The 23,579-nt window shown below is 61.9% G+C and carries 23 protein-coding genes, 1 tRNA gene and 1 pseudogene; 5 read left to right on the top strand and 20 right to left on the bottom strand.

Annotated features, from left to right (window positions below; genetic code table 11):
• The first annotated feature begins 110 nt into the window (after positions 1 to 110).
• A complete protein-coding gene (mnmC, locus tag WCL58_RS07700; protein ID WP_336850821.1) occupies positions 111 to 2,132 on the top strand; it encodes a bifunctional tRNA (5-methylaminomethyl-2-thiouridine)(34)-methyltransferase MnmD/FAD-dependent 5-carboxymethylaminomethyl-2-thiouridine(34) oxidoreductase MnmC in 2,022 nt (673 codons plus the stop codon).
• A 41-nt stretch (positions 2,133 to 2,173) separates the two neighbouring features.
• Here the strand turns inward: mnmC and WCL58_RS07695 are convergent, their stop codons facing one another.
• From WCL58_RS07695 to prmB, 6 genes are all read right to left on the bottom strand, one after another.
• Positions 2,174 to 2,455: a YfcL family protein gene (locus WCL58_RS07695; protein ID WP_016926855.1), complete on the bottom strand. Its 282-nt coding sequence runs from the start codon at positions 2,453 to 2,455 to the stop codon at positions 2,174 to 2,176.
• Positions 2,456 to 2,487: 32 nt separating this feature from the next.
• Entirely contained in the window at positions 2,488 to 3,045 is a 558-nt protein-coding gene (locus WCL58_RS07690) for an elongation factor P hydroxylase (RefSeq protein ID WP_336850819.1), read from the bottom strand.
• A gap of 80 nt (positions 3,046 to 3,125) precedes the next feature.
• Positions 3,126 to 3,932, bottom strand: coding sequence for a sulfite exporter TauE/SafE family protein (locus WCL58_RS07685; RefSeq protein WP_025303718.1), 807 nt, complete (start codon positions 3,930 to 3,932; stop codon positions 3,126 to 3,128).
• 3 nt (positions 3,933 to 3,935) lie between these two features.
• Positions 3,936 to 4,763 carry a penicillin-insensitive murein endopeptidase gene (gene mepA / locus WCL58_RS07680; RefSeq protein ID WP_336850818.1) on the bottom strand — a complete coding sequence of 276 codons (828 nt, stop codon included), beginning with the start codon at positions 4,761 to 4,763 and terminating at the stop codon, positions 3,936 to 3,938.
• Positions 4,764 to 4,768: 5 nt separating this feature from the next.
• Positions 4,769 to 5,854, bottom strand: a complete 1,086-nt coding sequence (aroC, locus tag WCL58_RS07675; RefSeq protein WP_033635387.1) for a chorismate synthase — start codon at positions 5,852 to 5,854, stop codon at positions 4,769 to 4,771.
• A 65-nt stretch (positions 5,855 to 5,919) separates the two neighbouring features.
• Complete coding sequence (gene prmB / locus WCL58_RS07670; protein ID WP_033648158.1) at positions 5,920 to 6,852, bottom strand: 50S ribosomal protein L3 N(5)-glutamine methyltransferase; 933 nt, start codon at positions 6,850 to 6,852, stop codon at positions 5,920 to 5,922.
• A 170-nt stretch (positions 6,853 to 7,022) separates the two neighbouring features.
• Here prmB and smrB point away from each other — a divergent pair, with 170 nt between their 5' ends.
• Positions 7,023 to 7,553 (top strand): endonuclease SmrB, encoded by a 531-nt coding sequence (gene smrB, locus WCL58_RS07665; protein WP_004936226.1) that lies wholly within the window; start codon positions 7,023 to 7,025, stop codon positions 7,551 to 7,553.
• 67 nt (positions 7,554 to 7,620) lie between these two features.
• On the opposite strand, the gene sixA is transcribed toward smrB, so the two are convergent.
• From sixA to WCL58_RS07645, 4 genes are all read right to left on the bottom strand, one after another.
• Positions 7,621 to 8,103 (bottom strand): phosphohistidine phosphatase SixA, encoded by a 483-nt coding sequence (gene sixA, locus WCL58_RS07660; RefSeq protein WP_004936230.1) that lies wholly within the window; start codon positions 8,101 to 8,103, stop codon positions 7,621 to 7,623.
• Positions 8,104 to 8,491: 388 nt separating this feature from the next.
• Positions 8,492 to 10,657 (bottom strand): fatty acid oxidation complex subunit alpha FadJ, encoded by a 2,166-nt coding sequence (fadJ, locus tag WCL58_RS07655; protein WP_087763421.1) that lies wholly within the window; start codon positions 10,655 to 10,657, stop codon positions 8,492 to 8,494.
• Positions 10,657 to 11,967: an acetyl-CoA C-acyltransferase FadI gene (fadI, locus tag WCL58_RS07650; protein WP_336850816.1), complete on the bottom strand. Its 1,311-nt coding sequence runs from the start codon at positions 11,965 to 11,967 to the stop codon at positions 10,657 to 10,659. Before fadI ends, fadJ begins: the two co-directional genes overlap by 1 nt.
• A 197-nt stretch (positions 11,968 to 12,164) precedes the next feature.
• Positions 12,165 to 12,461, bottom strand: a complete 297-nt coding sequence (locus tag WCL58_RS07645) for a YfcZ/YiiS family protein (RefSeq protein ID WP_072145088.1) — start codon at positions 12,459 to 12,461, stop codon at positions 12,165 to 12,167.
• A 405-nt stretch (positions 12,462 to 12,866) separates the two neighbouring features.
• Between WCL58_RS07645 and fadL the strand changes: the two genes are divergently transcribed.
• Positions 12,867 to 14,207: a long-chain fatty acid transporter FadL gene (fadL, locus tag WCL58_RS07640; protein WP_087763423.1), complete on the top strand. Its 1,341-nt coding sequence runs from the start codon at positions 12,867 to 12,869 to the stop codon at positions 14,205 to 14,207.
• A 117-nt stretch (positions 14,208 to 14,324) separates the two neighbouring features.
• Here the strand turns inward: fadL and mlaA are convergent, their stop codons facing one another.
• From mlaA to ccmA, 10 genes are all read right to left on the bottom strand, one after another.
• A complete protein-coding gene (gene mlaA / locus WCL58_RS07635; protein ID WP_049200138.1) occupies positions 14,325 to 15,083 on the bottom strand; it encodes a phospholipid-binding lipoprotein MlaA in 759 nt (252 codons plus the stop codon).
• Positions 15,084 to 15,111: 28 nt separating this feature from the next.
• Positions 15,112 to 16,326, bottom strand: coding sequence for a c-type cytochrome biogenesis protein CcmI (ccmI, locus tag WCL58_RS07630; RefSeq protein ID WP_049270556.1), 1,215 nt, complete (start codon positions 16,324 to 16,326; stop codon positions 15,112 to 15,114).
• Positions 16,326 to 16,793: a cytochrome c-type biogenesis protein gene (locus WCL58_RS07625; protein WP_060419972.1), complete on the bottom strand. Its 468-nt coding sequence runs from the start codon at positions 16,791 to 16,793 to the stop codon at positions 16,326 to 16,328. The genes ccmI and WCL58_RS07625 overlap by 1 nt, the downstream gene beginning before the upstream one ends.
• On the bottom strand, positions 16,790 to 17,341 hold the full coding sequence (locus WCL58_RS07620; RefSeq protein ID WP_033653726.1) for a DsbE family thiol:disulfide interchange protein: 552 nt from the start codon (positions 17,339 to 17,341) through the stop codon (positions 16,790 to 16,792). The genes WCL58_RS07625 and WCL58_RS07620 overlap by 4 nt, the downstream gene beginning before the upstream one ends.
• Positions 17,338 to 19,308 (bottom strand): heme lyase CcmF/NrfE family subunit, encoded by a 1,971-nt coding sequence (locus WCL58_RS07615; protein ID WP_039564915.1) that lies wholly within the window; start codon positions 19,306 to 19,308, stop codon positions 17,338 to 17,340. Before WCL58_RS07615 ends, WCL58_RS07620 begins: the two co-directional genes overlap by 4 nt.
• Complete coding sequence (ccmE, locus tag WCL58_RS07610) at positions 19,305 to 19,799, bottom strand: cytochrome c maturation protein CcmE (protein WP_004936264.1); 495 nt, start codon at positions 19,797 to 19,799, stop codon at positions 19,305 to 19,307. The genes WCL58_RS07615 and ccmE overlap by 4 nt, the downstream gene beginning before the upstream one ends.
• Entirely contained in the window at positions 19,796 to 20,032 is a 237-nt protein-coding gene (gene ccmD, locus WCL58_RS07605) for a heme exporter protein CcmD (protein WP_004936267.1), read from the bottom strand. Before ccmD ends, ccmE begins: the two co-directional genes overlap by 4 nt.
• Positions 20,029 to 20,766 carry a heme ABC transporter permease gene (locus tag WCL58_RS07600; protein WP_004936270.1) on the bottom strand — a complete coding sequence of 246 codons (738 nt, stop codon included), beginning with the start codon at positions 20,764 to 20,766 and terminating at the stop codon, positions 20,029 to 20,031. Before WCL58_RS07600 ends, ccmD begins: the two co-directional genes overlap by 4 nt.
• 120 nt (positions 20,767 to 20,886) lie before the next feature.
• A complete protein-coding gene (gene ccmB, locus WCL58_RS07595) occupies positions 20,887 to 21,546 on the bottom strand; it encodes a heme exporter protein CcmB (RefSeq protein WP_025303731.1) in 660 nt (219 codons plus the stop codon).
• Positions 21,546 to 22,178 carry a cytochrome c biogenesis heme-transporting ATPase CcmA gene (gene ccmA, locus WCL58_RS07590; RefSeq protein ID WP_100396441.1) on the bottom strand — a complete coding sequence of 211 codons (633 nt, stop codon included), beginning with the start codon at positions 22,176 to 22,178 and terminating at the stop codon, positions 21,546 to 21,548. Before ccmA ends, ccmB begins: the two co-directional genes overlap by 1 nt.
• Before the next feature lie 229 nt (positions 22,179 to 22,407).
• Between ccmA and WCL58_RS07585 the strand changes: the two are divergent.
• Together WCL58_RS07585 and WCL58_RS07580 are read left to right on the top strand one after the other, a co-directional pair.
• Positions 22,408 to 23,329 (top strand): annotated as a pseudogene (locus tag WCL58_RS07585) (formate/nitrite transporter family protein).
• Between the two features lie 129 nt (positions 23,330 to 23,458).
• Positions 23,459 to 23,533 (top strand) — tRNA-Arg (locus tag WCL58_RS07580).
• The last annotated feature ends 46 nt before the right edge of the window (positions 23,534 to 23,579 follow it).

Below are 23,579 nucleotides of genomic sequence, written 5' to 3'. Positions count from 1 at the left end.
AAGCCGAACAAGTCCGATCAGCGTTTTTCAGCTTTATTGTTGTCCAGTTTGCGCCAGGGCGCCAGCGCCGTTAGAATTCGCGGCATCCCTTGAATTTCGAGCTATTGACCGTGAACCACGCCCCCATCCAAACCGCAACGCTAACCTGGAACGAACAGGGTACACCTGTTTCGAAACAGTTTGATGACGTCTATTTTTCCAATCAGGATGGGCTGGAAGAAACCCGCTATGTCTTCCTGCACGGCAACCGGCTGCCGCAGCGTTTCGCCACTCACCCGCGCCCGCTGTTGGTGGTGGCGGAAACCGGATTCGGCACCGGGCTCAATTTCCTGACCCTGTGGCAGGCCTTCGCGGGCTTCCGCCAGGCCGAGCCGGACGCCGCGCTGCAACGCCTGCACTTTATCAGCTTTGAAAAATTCCCCCTGCAGCAGGCCGATCTGGCGGCGGCGCATGCGCGCTGGCCGGAGCTGGCTCCCTATGCCGACGAGCTGCGCGCCCAATGGCCGCTGCCGCTGCCGGGCTGCCATCGCCTGCTGTTGGCCGAAGGCCGCATTACGCTCGATCTGTGGTTCGGTGACGTCAACGAATTGCTGCCTCAGTTCGACGCCAGCATGAATAACCAGGTCGACGCCTGGTTCCTCGACGGCTTCGCACCGGCCAAAAATCCCGACATGTGGACCGAGCAACTGTTCGCCGCCATGGCGCGTTTCGCCCGGCCGGAAGGCAGCTTCGCCACCTTTACCGCCGCCGGCTTCGTGCGCCGCGGCTTGCAGCAGGCCGGTTTTCAGGTCAACCGTTGCAAAGGCTTCGGCCAAAAACGTGAGATGCTCGCCGGCGGTCTGCCGGCCGATACGCAGCCTACACCCCACCCGGCACCCTGGTATCGGCGTCCGGCGGCGGACAACACCGCCGACATCGCCCTGATCGGCGGCGGCGTCGCCAGCGCGCTCACCGCGTTGGCCTTATTGCGGCGCGGCGCCAGCGTCACGCTGTACTGCGCCGACGAGCAGGCGGCCGAGGGCGCTTCCGGCAACCGTCAGGGGGCGATTTATCCTCTGTTGAACGGCAGCGGCGACGCGCTGGAGAGTTTCTTCAGCGCCGCGTTTCCCTTCGCCCGTCGTCAATACGACACCCTCTTGCAACAAGGCGTCACCTTTGATCACCAGTGGTGCGGCGTCAGCCAGCTGGCCTACGACGAAAAGAGCGGGGTCAAGATCGCCAATATGCTGAAAACCGACTGGCCGCCGGCGCTGGCGATGGCGGCCAACCGCGAGACACTCAGCGAACTGTGCGGCGTCGATACCGGCTTCGGCGGCATCACCTACCCGCAGGGCGGCTGGCTCTGCCCGGCCGAGCTGACGCGCGGCGCTATCGCGCTGGCGCAGCGGCAGGGTCTGGTCTGCCGCTACCGGCACGACGCGCAGGCGCTGGCGCGTGAAGAAAACGGCTGGCGCATCGACTTCACCCACGGCGAAAGCCACCGCCATGCGACGGTGATCCTGGCCAACGGACACCGGTTGGCCGAGCTGGCGCCGACGCAAGCCCTGCCGCTGTACTCGGTGCGCGGGCAGGTGTCGCACATCCCAAGCTCGCCGGCCCTCGGTCAGTTGAAACAGGTCTTGTGCTACGACGGCTACCTGACGCCGGTCAACGCCAACAACGGCCAACACTGCATCGGCGCCAGCTACCAGCGTGGCGACACCACCACCGACTACCGCGAGCAGGAGCAACAGGAAAACCGCGAGCGCCTGCTGCGCTGCCTGCCGGAACAGGCCTGGCCGCAGCAGGTGGACGTCAGCGCTCATCAGGCGCGCTGCGGCGTGCGCAGCGCCACCCGCGATCATCTGCCGATGGTCGGCGCGCTGCCGGACTATCAGGCCACGGTGACGCAGTATCAGGATTTGCAGCGGCAGAACCAGCGCGGCGAAACCGTCGCCGATGCGCCGGTCTATCCCGGCCTGTTTGCTATCGGCGGGTTGGGATCGCGCGGGCTGTGCTCGGCGCCGCTCGCAGCGGAAATTCTGGCGGCGCAGCTGTTCGGCGAACCGTTACCGGGCGATGCGCGTCTGCTGGCGGCGTTGAATCCGAATCGGATGTGGGTACGAAAGCTGCTGAAAGGGCGTGCGGTTTAATTCATAAATGAGGGGCGCGGTGATGCGCCCCGGCATGGCGGTCAGGCGGCAGGCGTGGCGGCCTGATAGAGGTTTTCCCACATGCCGCGCACCAGGATCTGATCCGGCGGCGAGAGTTCCCCGGCGGCGATCGCCTTGTGCAGGCTCTCTTCCACCCGCGCCTTCAGCGCTTCGGCAGTGTGCTCACCCTGTTCTTCCGCTTCGGCCACCGCCAGCGTCAGATGACCGCGCAGGTAGCCACCGGCAAACAGTTCATCATCGCTGGCGTGCTCTACCATGTCATCAATCAGCGCCAAAATGCGCGCTTCGAATTCTGCGATCATCAAATTTCCTCATTAAATAGCGGGCTGTGGCGTCAGTTGAGATCTTCCGGGTACGGAAAATGCTCGGCCGCCAACGGTGGCGTATTGTAGAACGATTGCAACGCCTGAATAAAGCGCGCAGGCCGTGTGGGTATTCCCTGCTCCAGCAGCGCCAATACCCGGGCGCGCACCTTGCGCTGGAACGCGATGCGATCCGGCTCGCAGTCGCCGTTCAGGTTGTCGCAGCTGACGTTGAACGGGAAACCGGCCGCCACGCAGAACATCCATTCCAGCGCCTGCGGTTTGATCTCTACCGCTTCGAATTCACTCTGGGTTTGCACGTCGCGCCCGTCCGGGCAATACCAGTAACCGAAGTCCACCAGCTGGCGGCGCGCTTCGCCGGCGATGCACCAGTGCGAGATTTCGTGCAGGCCGCTGGCGTAGAAGCCATGGGCGAACACGATGCGGTGATACGGCAGTTCGTCGTCGGCCGGCAGATAGATAGGCTCGTCGTCGCCCTTCACCAGGCGGGTGTTGTAATCATCGCTGAAGCACTGATTGAAGATCTCGATCAGCTGTTCATAGTGATAGCGGGTCTGCGTGTCTGACATAAAAACTCTATAACCACAAAAATAAAGAGGCCATTATACCCGATAAGACAGGGCGCGTAAGCAACGCCCCCTCTTCATCTTTAACCGTGCACCAAGGCGGTCAACCACTGCTGAATTTCCGCGCCGTGATTGTCGTACAGCAGCTTGAGGCTCATCACCAGCGAGACGATCACGATCATCGGCCGAATCAGCTTCTGCCCGCGGGTCAGCACCATGTGCGCCCCCAGACGCGCCCCCAGCACCTGCCCCACCAGCATCACCAAACCGATGCTCCACACCACCTTGCCGCCGATGATGAACAGCGCCAACCCGCCGACGTTGGAGGTGAAGTTCAGCACCTTGGCATGCGCCGTGGACTTGGCGAGGTTAAAACCGCACAGCGTCACATAGGCCAACGCGTAGAAAGACCCGGCGCCGGGGCCGAAGAAACCGTCGTAAAACCCGACGCAGCCACCGGCCACCAGCCCAAACGGCAAGGCCCCGAGGCGGCGTTGACGATCTTCCTCACCCAGCCGCGGCATCAGCAGGAAATAGAGGCCGATGCCGATCACCAGCAACGGCAACATCTGCCGCAGCAAATCGGCGCGCATATGCTGCACCAGAATGGCGCCGGCGATCGAACCGATCAGCGTCAGAAATATCGTCAGCTTTTGGTCGTTGAGGTTCACCGCACGCCGACGAATAAAGTACAGGCTGGCGGAGAAGGAGCCGCCGACCGACTGCAGCTTGTTGGTGGCCAGCGCCTGCGCCGGGGGAACCCCCACCGCCAGCAGGGCCGGTACCGTCAGCAACCCACCGCCGCCGGCGATGGAGTCGATAAACCCCGCCAGCAGCGCTACCGCAAACAACACCCCGAGCATCTCGGGGCCAATGACAAACCAGTCCATGTGTTATTCCGCTGAGAAATGGTGATCCAGCAATGCCTGACAGGTCGGCGGTAACGGCGGCGGCACGGATTTGCCCGGCTTGGCGTTAGGCTGATGCGGCACGAACCAGCTCGCCAGTTCGGCGCCGCAGCCGTCGCCCGGCGGCGGCGTATCCTGCTCCTGGCACTCCAGACTGCCGGCTGGGCAGCGCAGGCGCACGTGCATGTGCGCACGATGGCCGAACCACGGGCGCACCTTGTGCAACCAGGCGCGATCGGCGCCGGCATCCAGGCACAGGCGCTGCTTGATCGCCGGGTTAACGAAGATGCGCGTCACCTCCGCGTCCTGCGCCGCCAGCTTGATCAGCGACTCAATTTGCGACTGCCATTGGCTGGCCACCACCTGTTTGCCGTCCCCTGATACCAGATCGATCGGCTGTGGTTTCAGCAATTGCTGCGCGCTCCAGCGTTGGCGCGGCAGCTGCAGCCAGATGTCGACGTCGAGCCCCGACTGGTGGCTGGCGTGGCCGCTGCTGAAGCGGCCGCCGGCCGGCATCGCCATATCACCGATCAGCACCGTGCCCAGCGCTTTCTGGTTCGCCTGGCTGCTGAGGCGCTGAATAAACGCCAGCAGATCCGGGTGGCCGAAATAGCGGCGCTGGTCGGTACGCATCACCTGGTAGTTCGGTGAGTTCAGCGGCAACGGCTGCGCGCCGATGATGCAGCCGTTGGCGAAACCGCCCACCGCCTGCGGCGCGCCGGCCACCGGGTGATCGATTTTCTGCCACGGCGTCAGCGCCATGGCGGAGGCGGAGGCCGTCAGGGCCACCAGGCCCAACATCCAGTTTTTCATGGCGATTACCAGCGAGGCACGTCGGAAACCACATCACCGTTTTGCGCACGCTGACGCAGCAGGTGATCCATCAGCACGATCGCCATCATCGCTTCGGCGATCGGCACGGCGCGGATGCCCACGCACGGATCGTGGCGACCGCGGGTGACCATTTCCACCGCTTCGCCCTGGCGATTGATGGTGCGGCCCGGCACCATGATGCTGGAGGTCGGCTTCAGCGCCAGATGCGCCACCACCGGTTGGCCGCTGCTGATGCCGCCGAGAATGCCGCCGGCATGGTTGCTCTGGAAGCCTTCCGGGGTGATTTCATCGCGGTTTTCGCTGCCGCGTTTGGTCACCACGGCAAACCCGTCGCCGATCTCAACGCCTTTCACCGCGTTGATGCTCATCAGCGCATGCGCCAGATCGGCGTCGAGACGGTCAAATACCGGCTCGCCCAGGCCAACCGGCACGTTTTCTGCGATCACGCTGACCTTGGCGCCGATGGAGTCGCCCTCTTTTTTCAGCGCGCGCATCAGTTCGTCCAGCGCTTCCAGCTTGTCCGGATCCGGGCAGAAGAACGGGTTCTGCTCGACCTGATCCCAGTCTTTCAGCTCGCAGGTCACGTCGCCGATCTGCGCCAGATAGCCGCGTACCTGCACGCCGAACTTCTGCTGCAGGTATTTCTTGGCGATAGCGCCCGCCGCGACGCGCATGGCGGTTTCACGCGCCGAAGAACGGCCGCCGCCGCGATAGTCGCGCAGGCCGTATTTTTGTTCGTAGGTGTAGTCGGCATGCCCGGGACGGAACACGTCTTTGATGGCGCTGTAGTCTTGTGAGCGCTGATCGGTGTTCTCAATGATCAAACCGATGCTGGTACCGGTGGTCACGCCTTCGAATACGCCGGAGAGAATGCGCACCTGATCCGGTTCGCGGCGCTGGGTGGTGTAACGCGAGGTGCCCGGACGACGGCGGTCCAGATCGTGTTGCAAATCGGCTTCGGTGAGCGGAATGCCGGGCGGCACGCCGTCGACGATACAACCCAGCGCCACCCCGTGAGATTCACCGAAGGTGGTGACGCGGAAAATCTGCCCAATACTGTTTCCTGCCATCACGGCTCCTTACCGTTAGTCTTTTATCGTTATGAGGCCCGCCGTGCGGGCCCTGGAAATGCGGTTTAGCTGCGGTAGAGGCTGAAGTGTTCCTTGCAATCCACCAGCTGCTGTTTGGTCAGCATGAACACGCCGTCGCCGCCGTTTTCGAACTCCAGCCAGGTGAACGGAATGTCCGGATATTGATCCATCAGGTGTACCATGCTGTTACCCACTTCACAAATCAGCACGCCGTCGTCGGTCAGGTAGTCCGGCGCGCAGGCCAGGATGCGGCGCACCAGCTTCAGGCCGTCGCTGCCCGCCGCCAGGCCCAGCTCCGGCTCAAAGCGGAACTCCTGCGGCAGATCGGACATGTCTTCCGCATCGACGTACGGTGGGTTGGTGACGATCAGATCGTATTGGATCGCGGGAACGTCGCGGAACAGATCGGAACGGATCGGGATCACCTGATGTTCGACGCCGTGCGCCTGAATGTTGCGCTCGGTCACCGCCAGCACCTCGCTGGAGATGTCCACCGCGTCCACTTCCGCCTCCGGGAAAGCGTAGCCGCAGGCGATGGCGATACAGCCGCTGCCGGTGCACATGTCGAGGATATGGCGTGGCGGGTGTGGGATCAGCGCGCTGAAGCGATCGTTGATCAGCTCGCCGATCGGCGAACGCGGCACCAGCACGCGCTCGTCGACGTAGAATTCCATGCCGCAGAACCAGGCCTTGTTGGTCAGGTAGGCGACCGGGATGCGCTCGTTGACGCGGCGGATCACGCGCTCAACGATGCGATGGCGCTCGCTGGAGGTCAGACGGGCGGTGTGCATGTCCTCCGGAATATCCAACGGCAGGAACAGGCTTGGCAGCACCAATTGCACCGCTTCGTCCCACGGATTATCGGTTCCGTGACCATAGTAGATATTGGCGGCGTTGAAACGGCTTACCGTCCAGCGCAGCATATCTTGAATGGTGTGCAGTTCGTTCACTGCTTCGTCGACGAAAATTTTGTCCAATTTGCCCTCCGGCAGGCGCTGTGTTTCATGATTTAGCCGCATAGTTTGCCATGAAGCCCGCGACAAATCACGCTTGCCCCTCGCGCTTTTCATTCTGGCCCGAGTTTTGCGTCGACAGCGCTCGTTCACAAGGTAAACTAGCGAAATAAACGATTTCCGGTGAATGAAGCATGAAGAACAAGCCCCCTCTGAGCAAAGACGAACAACAGCTCTTCAGAGAGTCGGTGGCGGGCGCGAAAAAGCTGCGCCAGGACACCATCGTCCACCGCCCGCCGAAACCCAAGGTCAAACAGATTGCCCCGCAGCGGCTGCTGCAGGAGCAGGTCGATGCCAGCTATTATTTTTCAGATGAATACCAGCCGCAGCTGGAAGAAGAGGGCCCCACGCGCTACGTGCGCCCCGGCAGCAGCCCGTATGAGCTGAAGAAGCTGCGACGCGGCGATTATTCGCCGGAGCTGTTTCTCGATTTGCACGGCCTGACCCAGCTGCAGGCCAAGCAGGAGTTGGGGGCGCTGATCGCCGCCTGCAAACGCGAACACGTGCACTGCGCCTGCGTGATGCACGGGCACGGCAAGCACATTCTCAAACAGCAAACGCCGCTGTGGCTGGCGCAGCATCCCGACGTGCTGGCGTTCCACCAGGCGCCGAAGGAATGGGGCGGCAACGCCGCCATCCTGCTGTTGGTGGAGCTGGCCGAGTAGACCCGCAGAAACGACTCAGGGCGATGTCAGACATCGCCCTGAGTTTATTCCGCACCGCATCCGCGGCTCACACTTTGGCCATCACCTGCGACGGGCTGACCTGCCATTCAAACTTGCCGTAGCTGCCGTCCGCCGGCAGATCGACGTTGGCAATCGCCGAGGTCGCGAACATCGGCGGGCACTCACCCGGGCACAGTTCGGCCACCAGATAGCCCACCAGCGGCAGGTGCGACACGATCAGCACCGAGCTCACCCCTTGCATCGCCAGCGCCTGCAGGTAGCTGCCGACCTGTTCGGCGTTGCCGCCCGGCGTCAGCTCGGGCAGCACTTCTTCGCCCTCCGGCAGCGTCAAGGCTTCACGCACCGTCGCCAGCGTCTGTTCGGCCCGCAGATAGGGGCTGACCAGCACGCGTTCAATATCCACAGACTTGGTGTTCAACCAGGCCGCCATCTGACGGGACTCGTCGCGGCCGCATAGGGTAAGGGGCCTTACCGCATCGCTGGCTGCCTCGAGCGCCGCCTCTCCGTGACGCATAATCAAAACTTGCATATTGCACCGCTGTTGTTGACAAAGTAACGCTATACAGAAACGCCGTGCGTGCTGTACCGCCGAGTTTTACAACCCAAAGCCAAAGCTTTAAAACGATAACGCGCCGTCTCTTTATGGCGGCCGGGCATTTTGCCTGAAAGTTTGCGTAAAGAAAACGCTGTTTTTTACAGCAATCCTCTCCGGGCAAACCTCGATTGCTCACAGAACAAGCAATTCAACGGGTTAAATTTTAACCTTGCCGCCATGAAATTTATTGATGGCGGTCAAGCTAACTTACCGCTGCCTCCGCCTCGCTGTACAGCCTCACCGGCTGACGCTGTTGCAAGGAGTGATGGCGATCACAACGCGGCCCTGTTGCAACTATAGTGCAAATCGGGCCGCCCTGCGTTCAGCTCCCCAGCGGGTAAAAGCGCTCGCCCTGCTGCGCCATGCGCTGCAGGCGTTCGCACGGGGCGAAGTGCTCGCCGTGCTGCTGACGCAGGTAGTCCAGCGTCTTCACCACTTTCTCGGCGCCGAGTTCGTCCATATAGCGGAACGGGCCGCCGAGGAACGGCGGGAAGCCGATGCCAAACACTGCGCCGATGTCGCCGTCGCGCGCGCTGCGGATCACGCCTTCGTCCAGGCAGCGCGCCGCTTCGTTCAGCATCATCATCACGCAGCGTTGAGCGACGGTCGCCGGCAGCATGTGCGCCTTCGGCGTGACGCCGAGCAGCGTATACAATGAGGTATCCGCACGTTTGCGCCGCTGCCGCTGTTGCCCTTCGCTCGGGTAGAGATAGAAGCCGCGGCCGTTCTTGCGCCCTTTGCGCCCGTCTTTCAGCACCGCATCGAACGCAGCCGGCGCGGCGAAGCGTGGCCCCAGCGCCTCGACCAGTACCGGGATGATCTTGGTACCGACGTCGATGCCCACTTCATCCAGCAGGGTGATGGGGCCGACCGGGAAACCGAAGTCCACCAGCGCCTTGTCCAGCGACTCCATCGGCTCGCCTTCCAGCAGGCAGCGCGCCGCTTCGTTGATGTACGGCGCCAGGATGCGGTTGACGTAAAAACCGGCGCTGTCGCCCACCACGATGGCGGTCTTGCCCTGCTTGTGCGCCAGCGCCACGGTGGTGGCGATGGTCTCTTCGCTGGTGCCGGCGTGCGGGATCACTTCCACCAGCGGCATCTTGTCCACCGGGCTGAAGTAGTGCAGGCCAATCACCTGCTGCGGCCGCTGGGCTTTTTCGGCGATGCGGCCGATAGGCAGCGAGGAGGTATTGGAGGCGAACACGGTATGCGGCGCGCAGTTTGCTTCGACCTCGGCCACCATCTGCTGCTTCAGCGCCAAATCTTCAAACACCGCCTCGACCACGACATCCACCTGTTCAAAGCCGGTGTAATCGGTAGAGCCGGAGATCAGCATCATCTGTTTTTGCCGCTCGGCCGGGCGCATGCGCTTGCTGCGCACCCGCTTGCCGAGCACGTCCCAGCTGTATTTCAGCGCGTGATTGATGCCGGTTTCATTGATGTCTTTGATGCGAACCGGCAAACCGCCGCGGGTGGCGGTGACGCAGGCGATGCCGCCGCCCATCAGACCGCCGCCGAGAATGCCGACGCGGTGCAGGGCGCGCGGCTGAGCATTGCCGCCCCGCTCTTTTTTCAGCGCGGTGGAGGCGAAGAACAGGCTGCGCAGCGCCGCCGACTGCGGCGTCATCGCCAGTTCGCCGAAGGCGCGCGCTTCGGCCTCATAACCGCTGGCGCTGCCGTGATCCAGCCCGGTGCGCACCACCTGAATGATGCGCTCCGCCGCCGGGTAGTTGCCGTGGGTTTTCGCCAACGTTTTCTTGCGCACGATGCTGAACAGCAGATTTCTGCCCAGCGGGCCGTTGAGCAGGCGATCCTGCCACGGCAGCTCGCGCTGATGTTTCCAGCCCTGTTTCACCCGCTCGATAGCGGTCTGCAACAGAATCGACTGCGGCACGGCGTCGTCCACCAACCCCATGCGCAGCGCCTGGCGGGCACGAATGTGCTTGCCGGTCAAGATCATGTCCAGCGCCTTGGCGGCGCCGACCAGGCGCGGCAGGCGCTGCGTACCGCCGGAGCCCGGCAGCAGGCCCAGCTGCACTTCCGGCAGCCCGAGCGCGGTTTTGTCATCGAGCGAACAGACGCGGCCGTGGCAGGCCAGCGCCAGTTCCAGCCCACCGCCCAGGCAGGCACCGTGAATGGCCGCCACCACCGGCACCGGGAACGCGGCGATCTGCGCCAGCGTGCTCTGCCCTTTCTTGGCCAGCGTTTCCGCCTCTTTGGCGCTGGTGCAGGCGGCAATCATTGTGATGTCGGCGCCGGCGATAAACGAGTCCGGCTTGCCGGAAACGATCACCAACCCTTCCAGCGCGGTATGCTGTTGCGCCCGGATCAGCACGTCGTTCACCTGTTCGACGAACTCGGCCTTGAGCGTATTCACCTTGTCGCCCGGTACGTCGATGGCGATCACGCCGATGTTGTCGGGGCGAATCGTCAGCTGAAAGGCCGACGGTTTGGCGCGCTGTTCATGCAATGCGTTTTCAAAGCTCATCATTCCACCTCCACGATCATCGCGGCCCCTAACCCGCCGGCGGCGCAGGCGGTGGTCAGGCCCAGCCCGCCACCGCGGCGTTTCAGCTCATGCAGCGTCTGGGTGATCATGCGCGCGCCGGTGGCGGCGAACGGGTGGCCGTAGGCGATGGAACCGCCCAGGACGTTGAATTTGTCCATGTCCACTTCGCCGATCGCCTGGCTGCGGCCAAGCTTCTCGCGGGCGAACTCTTCGCTGGCGAACATCTTCAGGTTAGCCAGCGTTTGCGCGGCGAAGGCTTCATGCATGTCGATGAGCGTCAGATCGGCCAGGCCGATACCGGCGCGATCCAGCGCCAGCGGCGTGGCGTAGGAAGGCCCCAGCAGCATGTCTTCCCACACGTCGATGGCGGCGAAGGCGAAGCTGCGCAAATAGCCCAGCGGCTGCAGCCCCAGCTCTTTGGCGCGCGACTCGCTCATCATCAACACCGCCGCCGCGCCGTCGGTCAACGGTGTGCTGTTGGCCGCGGTGACGCTACCGTGCTTGCGATCGAACGCCGGTTTCAGCTTGGCGTAGGACGCCAGGCTGGAATCTTTGCGGATGTTGTTGTCTTCAGAAAGCTGCGCGCGGTACGGCGGTACGTAGGCGGTCATCACCTCATCGCGCAGCCACCCCTGCTGCCAGGCTTTGGCCGCCAGCTCGTGGGAACGGTGCGCCAGCGCATCCTGCGCCTCGCGGGTGATGCCGTGGCTCTTCGCCATCTGCTCGGCGGTATCGCCCATGCGCAGTCCGGTGGAATACTCCGCCACCGCCGGTGGCACCGGCATCAGATCGCGGAATTTCAGCCGGCTGAACAGTTTGAGACGCTGCGACAGCGTACGCGCCTTGTTGACGTCCACCAGCGTGCGTGCCAGCGCCTTGCTGACGCCGATCGGCAAAACGGAAGAAGAGTCCGCCCCGCCGGCGATGCCGACGCTGATGCTGCCGGCCATGATGCTCTCCGCCACGTTGGCGATCGCCTGGAAGCTGGTGGCACAGGCGCGCGACACGCTGTAGGCGTCGGTATGGACGCTCATGCCGGTGCCCAGCACGATTTCACGCGCGATGTTCGGCGCCTCGGGCATTTGCACCACCTGGCCGAACACCAGCTGTTCGATAAGCTGCGGATCGATACCGCTGCGCGCCAACAGCTCGCTCACCGCCGTTTTCCCTAAATCCACCGCCGGAATGCCGTGATAGGCAGTCGCCTGTTTGGCAAAGGGGGTACGTAGTCCATTCACAATCGCAATGCGGTCACCATGATGGGTCACCAACGGCAGTGCCTTACTCATAAATGCTCCTGAAGAAAATAACGTCAGCGCAATGGGCAGAAAGAGGTCTGACCTGATGAGGTCATTGTTAACCAAACGGTTACATTTGGCAAACCGGCAGAGATCAAAACTGCGAGCAGGCGCACTTTCTATCGGGGGGCGATGTAGGGAAGGCAATCCCCGACGCACGGTAGGCGGCGCCGGGGGTAAAGCGGGGATTAACGCAGGCCGAGCTGGAAGATCAGGGTTTCCGCCTGGCAGGCGAAGGTGAAATCGGCCTCCAACTGCACGCCGCCGTCAACCGGTTTAATGCTACTGCTGATGTCACAAGGGTCGGATTCTACCGCGCGCGCCTTTTCGCTCAGGGCGGCCAGCATGGCTTCCGCATCTTGTTGATTGCTGAACACCTGGCTGTAGGACGCGGTGCAATCGGTGTTATCCATCACGGTGCCGACATCCACGCAGCAACACGCGGCGGTTTCCTGGGCGCTGCATTTATTAATTGCATCTGACATGATTGGTTCTCCTCAAGGGCCTTGGTTATCAGCCCAAATTGCCGTTTTACTCACCGGCACAAAGCCACAAAATTCTGCAGGTATTTTACGCTTCCGCGCCGGCAATCACTAGCACTTACTTTTACTGGGTGCTTTAAGTGATGGAAATCACAAATAAAAATGAGCGCCTGCTAAGGAATGGTAAGAAATTTGTTATTTACCGCTGGCTTTTTGTTAAGCAGATCTCTTTTTTGATATCAGGTTGGAAATATTTCAAAAACAAACTTGCAACATTTTCACAGGTCAGACCTATACTTCAGCCACTGGTCTGATTTGTCTGAACGATAACGGACCCTACAATCCCGCGCTCCTTGTTACTTCGTGTAACAATAGTTTAAATAATAAACACATAATGAGGTTTTGGTCATGAGCCAGAAAAACCTATTGACTAAATCAGCTCTCGCAGCTGCAGTGGCAATTATTTCTTCAAACGTGTCTGCCGCAGGATTCCAGCTGAACGAGTTCTCAGCAGCTGGTTTAGGACGTTCGTATTCTGGCGAAGGCGCCATGGCGGATACGGCGGCCTCCGCGAGCCGCAACCCGGCATTGTTGATGATGTATACCCGCCCGGAACTCTCCATCGGCGCGGTCTTCATCGATCCGGACGTAGACATCACCGGCAAATCCCCTTCTGGCGCCAGCCTGGATGCGAAAAACATCGCGCCAACCGCCTGGGTGCCGAACCTGCATTATGTTCACCCGATTAACGATCAATTCGCCGTAGGCGGATCGGTCACCAGCAACTACGGTCTGGCGACCGAATTCAACGACGGCTACACCGCAGGCGCTTATGGCGGCAAAACCGATCTGGAAACCCTGAACCTGAATCTGAGCGGGGCTTACCGCCTGGATCAACATTTCAGCTTCGGTCTGGGCTTCGACGCCGTATACGCCAGAGCCAAACTGGAACGCTACGCCGGCGAATTGCCGAAGCTGCTTGCCGGCCAAGGCCTGCAAACCGGTCAATTAACGCCTCAGCAAGCCGGGATGATCGCTCAAATCCCTGGCGATACCCAGATTTCTCACCTGAAAGGCGATAAGTGGGGCTTCGGCTGGAATGCCGGCCTGCTGTACGAAGTGGACGAAAACAACCGCTACGGCTTCACCTACCGTTCTGAAGTGAAAATCAAGTTCGACGGCGACTACAAAAGCAGCCTGCCGGCACAGTACAACCCAATTACCCAGGCGCTGGGCGTTGGTTTGCCGTGGGGCACCAGCGGCAGCACCATCCCGGGCTCTCTGGATCTGAACCTGCCGGAAATGTGGGAACTGTCCGGCTACAACAAAGTGGCGCCTCAGTGGGCCATCCACTACAGCCTGGCGTACACCAGCTGGAGCCAGTTCCAGGAGCTGAGAGCCACCGGCAGCAACGGCCAGACCCTGTTCCAGAAGCATGAAGGCTTCCGCGATGCCTACCGCATTGCGCTGGGTACCACCTACTTCTACGACGACAACTGGACCTTCCGCGGCGGCGTCGCCTTCGATGACAGCCCGGTGCCGGCACAGAACCGTTCCATCTCCATTCCGGATCAGGACCGCTTCTGGGTCAGCGCAGGTACCTCTTACGCGTTCAACAAAGACGCGTCGGTCGACGTCGGTGTGTCCTACATGCACGGCCAGAAAGTCACCATCAACGAAGGCCCTTACACCTTCAACTCGGTGGGCAAGGCCTGGCTGTACGGTGCCAACTTCAACTACCGTTTCTAATCTCGCTTGAGAAAGAAGCCAAAGCGCCCCTCGGGGCGCTTTTTTTTTGCCCGCCGCTTGCCGCCGGCATAAAAAAACCCGCCTGACGGCGGGTTTTCATTGGCGTAACGCCCGTGATTACTGCGAGTCGATCTCGTCCAGTTCGCCCTGAATCGCCTTGGCGTTCGGGTTCTCTTCCGGCTTGAGCGAGCCGCCGTTGGCGATGAAATCGTGGCGCTGGAAGTAAGCTTCGCGCACCATGATGTAAGGATCGGAAGAGTTGCGCAGCAGGCCATCGGAATCCAGCAGCTGGGCGCGGGTTTCGATCCCCTCGACCACCCACTTGCCCGCCGACATCCAGAAGGTCAGGTAGCTCAGCATCGGATACAGCGTATCCGCAAAGTCGCCGCCTTCGTCACGCAGCGTGAAGCTGCCGTAGCCCGGCAACATCACGTACGGGCCGTAACCCACATCGTAATGGCCCAGCGTGCTGCCGAAGCGGTTGGGTTCTTCGCGCGCCAGTTTCGGGTTGGCCATGCCGGCCACGTCGATCAGGCCGCCCATCCCGAGCAGGGTATTCAGGAAGAAACGGTTGAAGTGGATCATCCCGCGGTAAGGATCGCCCTTCAGGAAGGCGTTGACCATGCTGGCCGGCTCTTCCAGGTTAGAGGTGAAGTTGCTGATGCCGTTACGCGCCGGCATCGGCACGTAGTCGCGCCAGGCCACCGCGACCGGGCGCAGGATATAAGGATCCAGGACGTTGTAGTTGAAGTCGAACATCGTCCGGTTAAATCCTTCCAAAGGATCGGAACGCCCTTGCGGATCTTTGTCTGGCGCGCTGGCACAGCCCACCAGTAATACCGTTGCGAATGCCACCCCAGTCAGGCGAAAGTTCATATTTTTCTCCATAAAAACACGTTCGGTCTTATTTTTCATTGACCTGCTTGTTTATCTGAACGCTAACCTGCTCTTTACCGCTGAATGTCTGCAGCGAGCTTTCGCCGAACCAGTCTCCCGGCTGCGGCGTGGCCAATCCGTCCTGTGAGAGGCGCACACGCACCTGCACCTGATGCTGTGCCGAGAGTAGACGCTCGGGCATCATGGCGTTGCTGTCATCCAGAGAGAAAGACAGCGGAAAACGGCTCAGCGGCAATTGTTTTACCGCCACCGGCACCGGGCTGACGCCGTCGGTCACCGAGATGACCAGCGTCCCCTGCGTCGGCAGGGCTTTCGCCGCCTGCGGTGACAGCGAAACGGTCACATTCAGTTTAACAGTTTCTCCGCCGGCCTGGGCTTTTGCTTGTGCAATGCTGCGCTTTATCACTTCCGCGCGCGGATCGTTGGCCGGCAGCAGCTGCAGCATCACCTGCCAGGCGCCTATCGCCTGCTTGAAGTCGCCCTGTTCGAAGGCATTGAACGCCAGCAGGCTCAGCACCCGCGGATCGCCGTGATTTTCCGCGATCATGCGCCGCAACAGCTGCGTCGCCTGCTTGTTATCCTCCGGATCGTTGGATCGCGTCAAGACCTCGGCATAGCCGAGCCGCACTTCCAGACTATTCGGATCCAATTGATAAGCATGGGCAAACGCCTGCGTGGCGGTGGTGGCGTTGTTCAGCGCCATGCCGACCCGCCCCAGCATCATCCAGTCGTTGATGTTGCGATCGTCCTGCTGCAGCGCGGTGCGCAGCCCCAGCCCGAGGCGGGCGATCTCTTCCATGCTCAGCGGTTTGGCGCGCTCATTGGCGACGCGCTCGCGCAATTCCGGCATTTGCGCCTGCACCAGGCGCCAGTCCAGCACCTGCGCCAACCCGCCGGTTTTCAGATAAAAGCCAACGGTCACCGCCAGCAATAACAGCACGCCCGGCACCAGCGCCCAGCGATTGATCGGCTTCGCCTGCGCCGCCTGCTCGACGGGAATGTCGTTCAGCAGATTTTGTTGCAGCTCTTTCACCAGCTCCGGGCGCTCGGCCACCACGCCTTGCTGCTCGTCCTGCTCCAGCTCGCTGAGGCGATCCTGATAAAATGCCTTGTTCAACGCATCGCGCGTGGCGGCGCTCTGCTTGCCGTGGCGCATCGCCGGCACCACCAGCAGCGCGGCGGCACCGGCCAGCAACACGCAAATAATCAGCCAAAAAGCCATTAGGGTTTCTTCCTGTCAGTCTCTTGCAACAGCGCCGCCAGGCGCTGCCGTTCCCGTTCGGAGAATTCATCGTCCACCACCGCGCCAGGCCGGCGACGGGTGCGCAGGATCACCACCGCCCCGCCGATCAGCACGAACAGCAGCGGGCCGATCCACAAGATCAGCGTCGCCGGCGTTACCGGCGGCTCATAGGTGACAAAGTTACCGTAGCGCGCCACCATGTAATCGATGATCTGCTGCTTGCTTTGCCCCTGCATCATCAGCTCGTACACCTTGGTACGCATGTCGGCGGCGATGATGGCATTGGAATCGGCAATGCTGTTGTTTTGGCATTTCGGGCAGCGCAGCTGTTCGGTCAACTCGCGATACTGCTGCTCCTGCTCGACGGAGTTGAAGCGATAGGTATCGATCGCCGCGGCGGCGCTCCAGCTCAGCAGCGCGGCGCACAGCAGGACAATCAGCCTCATGCCTCACCCCCGTACTTTTTATACAGCGGCAGCACTTCCTGCTGCCAAACGCGCTCATTCATGTCGCCGGCGTGGCGATAGCGAATAATCCCCTGGCCGTCGATAAGGAAGGTCTCAGGCGCGCCGTAGACCCCGAGATCCAACCCCAGCATGCCGTCGCCGTCGTACAGGCTGAGGGCATAGGGATTGCCGAGGGAATTCAGCCAGGTCACCGCCTTGGCGCGATCGTCTTTATAGTTCAGGCCAACCACCCGCACGCCACGCGCCGCCAGCGTATTGAGATACTGGTGTTCCGCGCGGCAGGTCGGGCACCAGGTGGCCCAGACGTTAAGCAATATCGGCTTGCCGTCGCGCAGCACCGCCTGATCGTAGGTTTTGCCGGGCTGATCCAGCGACTCCAGCCTGAAGGTCGGCACCGGTTTGCCGATCAGCGCCGATTCCAGCATGGTCGGATCTTCGCCGCCGGCGTTGCGCGTCAGTTGCACCATCAGCGCCGCCACCAGCAGCAGGAAGAGGACCAACGGGATAAACAGCAGCTTACGATTCATGGTTGCGCCTCCAGCTTGCCTTCGCGCTTGAGTTTTTTGCTCATGCGGTAACGCGGGTCGAGGATGCACAGCAGGCCGCCGATCGCCATAAAGACGCCGCCGAACCAAATCCAGCGCACGAAGGGTTTGTAATACAGGCGTACCGCCCAGGAGCCGTCCTCCAGCTCCTCGCCCAGCGCCGCGTACAGATCGCGGCTGAAACCGCCGTCGATCGCCGCTTCGGTCATCATGCTGCGCGCCACGCTGTAGTAGCGTTTCTCCGCGTGCAGCGTCGCCTCCGGCTTGCCGTTGCGCGTGACGTCGATGATGCCGACGCCGCCGCTGTAGTTCGGGCCGCGAATGTCGTGCACGTCGCGGAACACGAAGTGATAGTTGTGAATATCCACGCTGTCGCCGGCCTTCATCCGCACGTCGCGCTCCACGCTGTAGTTCTGGCTGAAGGCGATGCCGATCACCGTCACCGCCACGCCGAGGTGGCCGAGCACCATACCCCAGTGGCTGCGGGACAGCTGGCGCAGGCCGCGCCAGAAACCGTGACGGTGGGTAGCGCGCTCATGCAGCTCCATCAGCGTCAGGATGATCACCCACAGCGCCATGATCAGGCCCACCACCGTCATGCCGGCGATGCTGTCCTGCAGCAGCCACGGCAGCAGGATTGACAGCACCAGCGTCGCCAACAGCGCCACGCCGAGGCGGCGCCACAGCTTGCTCGGCTCATCGCGGCGCCAGCGCACCAAAGGCCCGATGCCCAACAGCAGCGCCAACGGCGCCATCAGCCAGGTGAACATGGTGTTGAAGAACGGCTCGCCGATCGAGATGCTGCCCAGCCCCAGCTGTTTGTGCACCAACGGCAGCAGCGTGCCCAACAGCACCACCAGCATGGCGGCGATCAGCAGCACGTTGTTGCCCAGCAGGAAGGTCTCGCGCGAGAAGGTCTCGTGCTGCACCCGGCTGCGCACCTGGCCGCCCTTGACCGCGTACAGCAGCAGCGAACCGCCGATCACGATCACCAGATAGGCGAGGATAAACATGCCGCGCGCCGGATCGGAGGCGAAGGAGTGCACCGAGACCAGCACGCCGGAACGCACCAGGAAGGTGCCCAGCAGGCACAGCGAGAAGGCGGTGATCGCCAGCAACACCGTCCAGGCTTTGAACGTGCCGCGTTTCTCGGTCACCGCCAGCGAATGCATCAGCGCGGTGCCGGCCAACCACGGCATAAAGGAGGCGTTCTCCACCGGATCCCAGAACCACCAGCCGCCCCAGCCCAGCTCATAGTAAGCCCAGGCCGATCCGAGCACGATGCCCAGCGTGAGGAACACCCAGGCCGCGGTGGTCCACGGGCGTGACCAGCGTGCCCAGGCGGTGTCGAGCCGGCCGGCCATCAGCGAGGCGATGGCGAACGCAAAGGCGACCGAGAAGCCGACGTAGCCCATATACAGCAGCGGCGGGTGGAAGATCAGGCCGATATCCTGCAGCAGCGGGTTGAGATCGCTGCCGTCGATCGGGAAATTCGGCAGCGTGCGGGTGAACGGGTTGGAGGTCATGATAATGAACAGCAGGAAACCGGCGGTGATCATCCCCATCACCGACAGCACCCGCGCCACCGCATCCTGCGGCATCGCCCGGCTGCACAACGCCACCGCCAGCGACCAACAGCTCAGCAGCAGCACCCACAGCAGCAGCGACCCCTCATGCGCCCCCCAGGTGGCGGCGATGCGGTAATACACCGGTAGTTGGGTATTGGAGTTGGTGGCCACGTAGGCGACGGTAAAATCATTGACCACGAAGGCGTGCACCAGGCACAGGAACGCCAGCGCAATCGCGGCGAACATGCCGTAGGTCAGCGGGCGGGCGACCGCCATCATGCGGCTGTCTTGCCGCGCCGCGCCCCACTGCGGGTAAATGCTCAGCAGCAGCGCAATCGCCAGCGCCAGGCACAGCAGAAAACTGCCCAGTTCCGGCATCATGACTTGGCGCCCTCCGCCTGCGGCGCGTTATACGCTTCCGCCGGGCCTTTGTGGTTCTCTTTCATCGCGTCGGCCACTTCCGGCGGCGTGTATTTTTCATCGTGTTTGGCCAGCACTTCGCGCGCATTGACCACGTTGCCCTCACCCAGCACGCCCTGCGCCACCACGCCCTGCCCTTCGCGGAACAGGTCCGGCAGAATGCCGGTGTAGGTCACGCCGATCGCGCCGCGCGCGTCGTAAATCTTGAAGCTGACCTGCAGCGTATTGGGATCGCGTTTCACCGAGCCCGGCATCACCATGCCGCCGATGCGCAGCCGCTGGCCGACCTCGGGCTTCTCATGATTTTCACCCTTGCCCTGCAGGATTTCACCCGGGGTATAGAACAGATCGATGTTGGAGCGCAGCGCGTACAGCATCAGGGTCGCGGTCAGCGCGATGCCGATCAGCACAACGATCGCCAGATAAAGGCGGCTTTTACGACGTGGATTCACAATGATTTCTCCCGCGGTGCGGCGGATTTTTGTTTTGATTGTTGCGCATGGCGAATGCGCCGCTCGCGCGCCTGACGGCGGCCGATCTCGGCGAGCAACTGCCGCCGTTGCCAGACGGTGTGCGCCACCAGCCCCAACAGCGAAATCAGCGTGGCGGCGACCGCCAGCCAAACATAGAAGGCGTAACCGCCCATGGCGAAAAACGCCGACCAGGAATCGAATGCGGCGTTCATGACTGACGCTCCTTATTCACCAGCCCGGCGACCCACGGGCGCTGGCGCTCCTGGAACAGGATCAGATTGCGCAGGCGCATCAGCGTCAGCGTGACGAACAGCAGCAGGTAACCGAGGATCGCCCAGCGCAGCGGGGTGCGCATGCTTGGCGCGATAGACTGCTGCATATTGGTCGAGCCCTGATGCAGCGTATTCCACCATTCGACCGAAAAATGGATGATAGGGATATTCACCACGCCCACCAGCACCAGAATCCCGGCGGCGCGGCCCGCCAGACGGCGGTCTTCAAAGGCGTTGTACAGCGCGATGACGCCCATATAAAGGAACAGCAGCACCAGCTCGGAGGTCAGACGCGCATCCCACACCCACCAGGTGCCCCACATCGGCTTGCCCCAGGCGGAGCCGGTCACCAGCGCGATAAAGGTGAACACCGCGCCGATCGGCGCCATCGCCGCCACCACGGTATCGGACATTTTCATCTGCCACACCAGGCCGATAAACGCCGCCACCGCCATCGAGGCGTAGATGCCCATCGACCACATGGCCGCCGGCACGTGAATATAAATGATGCGGAAGCTGTCGCCCTGCTGATAATCCTTCGGCGCGAAACCAAAGCCCCATGCCCAGCCAAGCAGCAGGCAGGCCGCCGCCGCCAGCCCCAGCCAGGGGATAAAGCGGCCGCAGACGTGATACAGCCGTTCAGGCCGCGCCAGTTGATGTAACCATTTCCACATTGTCGTCAGTGCTCACGGTAATTTTTATGCGTCGGCCGCCCCGAGCGATCGAAACGGCGAAAATCTTCTGCGGGGTACGCTCTTGTCGGCCTTGCCCCGTCTGTTCATTCAATACGTTAGCTAGTGCACGCTCACTCGCAGCGCCGCCGCGGTGGCAAACGGTGCCAATGTCACGCTGCCCGCCAGCATCGCGCCGAGTATCGCCAGGTAACCGTCGATCGGCATGCCCATCGAGGCGGCGTCGATCGCGCCGGTGGCGAAGATCAGCACCGGGATATACAGCGGCAGCACCAGCAGGCTGAGCAGCACGCCCCCTTTGCGCAGGCCGACGGTCAGCCCCACGCCGATAGCGCCGATCAGGCTCAGCGTCGGCGTGCCGAGCAGCAGCGTCCCCGCCACCGCCAGCCAGGTCTGCATATCGAGCGACAGCAGCAGCGCCACCAGCGGCGACAGAATCAGCAGCGGTAGACCCGTCACGACCCAGTGAGCACACACTTTGCCCAGCACCGTCATCGGCAGCGGCGTCGGCAGCAGCAACAGCTGCTCCAGCGAGCCGTCGAGGAAGTCGTCGCGAAACAGCCGCTCCAGCGACAGCAGCGAGGCCAGCAGCGCCGCCACCCACACGATGCCCGGCGCAATGCGCGCCAGCAGCTGCGGCTCCGGGCCAATCCCCAACGGAAACAGCGTGATCACAATCAGGAAAAACCACAGCGGGTTGACGATCTCCGAACCTTTACGGCAGGCGATCTTCAGTTCGCGGCGCACCAGGGTCAAAAACATCACAGGCTCCCCGCGTCATGTTCCGCCAAACGAACTTTACCTACCGTTTGGCTGACGCCGGCCAAATCCTGATGGGTGGTCAACAATACCATGCCGCCCCGCTGTGCATGTTGTTCAAAAAGGCTAATCAACTCGGCTACGCCCTGTTTGTCGATCGCCGTCAGCGGCTCATCGAGGATCCACAGCGGCACCGCGCTGAGCCACAGCCGCGCCAGCGCCACGCGCCGCTGCTGCCCGGCGGACAGCTGCGCCACCGGCAGATCTTCGTAGCCCACCAGCCCCACCTGCTCCAGGGCGCGCCAGATGGCCGGATGATCGGTTGTGCCGCGCACCGCTTGATAAAACTGCAGATTTTCGAAGGGCGTCAATACGGCTTTGATGCCGGGCTGATGGCCGATAAACAGTAAATCTTGCTGGTAACCCGCACGATCGCGCAGCGTGCTGCGCCCACGCCAGCACACCTCGCCGCCGTCCGGCCGCGCCAGGCCAGCGAGAATGCGCAGCAAACTGGTTTTACCCGCGCCGTTCGGCCCTTCTACCTGAATGATATCGCCCGGCTGAACTGAAAAGCTTAGCTCGCTAAACAGGATGCGCTCATCGCGCACGCAACTCAGACTTTTGGCTTCCAGCATCGGGGAACTCATATTTTTCTTTGGGATAGCGAATCATAGCATAAGCCTTTCCCCGCACGCAGCCCGCGGCGGGCGCGCCGACGGACCAATATGGCGAGCAGGATCAAGAATGCGTGGAAAAAATCGGCGGATTTTAACTCTTGTTACTTTTTTCTGTATTTCGCCGCATTTGGGCCGGGCAACTACGCTTAATAACGTGAACTCACCTTTAATGAGCAGGAGCTACAGCATGAGCGAGCAGCAACGCCAGGATCACGAGCCGGATGAGACGATGCAGGTAGAGAGCGAGGAGCAGGAACAGGGCAAGCGCGAAATCGAAGTCAGGGAAGAGAATCTGCCGTCGCGCGCGGCGGCGGTGCATGAACAGATCCGGATGGAAGGCGAAAAAGAGCTGGAGCGCGACGGGCTGGCGCTGCTGTGGTCGGCGATCGCCGCCGGGCTGTCGATGGGCGCCTCGCTGGCGGCAAAAGGCATTTTCCACGCCCGCCTGCCGGACGATCCCAGCCGCTTTTTCATCGAGAACCTCGGCTATACCTTCGGTTTCATCATTGTCATCATGGCGCGCCAGCAGTTGTTTACCGAAAACACCGTCACGGCGGTATTACCAATCATGCATAAGCCCACGCCGCGCAACCTGCTGATCCTGCTGCGCCTGTGGGGCGTGGTGCTGCTCGGCAACCTGATCGGCACCGGGCTGGCGGCGCTGGCGTTTACCCATATGCCGCTGTTCGACACCGAAACGCGCGGCGCCTTCGTCAGCCTGGGCGAAGAGGTGATGCGCCATACGCCGCGGGAAATGTTCGCCAACGGCATCCTGGCCGGCTGGATCATCGCCACCATGGATGTTCCCGGCCGCCGGCGCGGCGAAAATCTGGGTGATCGTGCTGATGACCTACCTGGTGGCGATTTGCGATTTGACCCATATCGTGGTCGGTTCGGTCGAGATCCTGTATCTGGTGTTCAACGGCGCGATTGGCTGGCAAGAATTCATTTACCCGTTCGCTCTGCCGACGCTGGCGGGTAACATCATCGGCGGCACCTTTATCTTTGCGCTGATAAGCCACGCGCAGATCCGCAACGATTTGAGCGCCAAAAACCAGGCCGCGCGTCGGCAAGAGGAAAAGCGGCGCCACGGCGGGGAAAAACCGTGATCGCGGTCGGTTAGCCGAGGAAATTTCGGCGTGAACTGGCGAGGTATTGAGCAAACGCGCCGCTAAGCGCTTATTCTGCGGGTAAAAAAAGGTATAATGCCCCGGCAGCTTCAGTTGCCGGCCCGCAGCGTCCCCGTAGTTAAACGGATATAACAAGCCCCTCCTAAGGGCTAGTTACTGGTTCGATTCCAGTCGGGGACACCATTCTTTCTCATCACGCCATTCCCCATCATCTGCACCCGCAATTCCC

It is taken from the genome of Serratia sp. TMDUHS_CL, from assembly GCF_037137105.1.
Lineage (GTDB): Bacteria > Pseudomonadota > Gammaproteobacteria > Enterobacterales > Enterobacteriaceae > Serratia > Serratia nevei.
The sequence above is the reverse complement of the archived record's forward strand: the minus strand, read 5'-3'. Positions and strand labels throughout refer to the sequence as shown.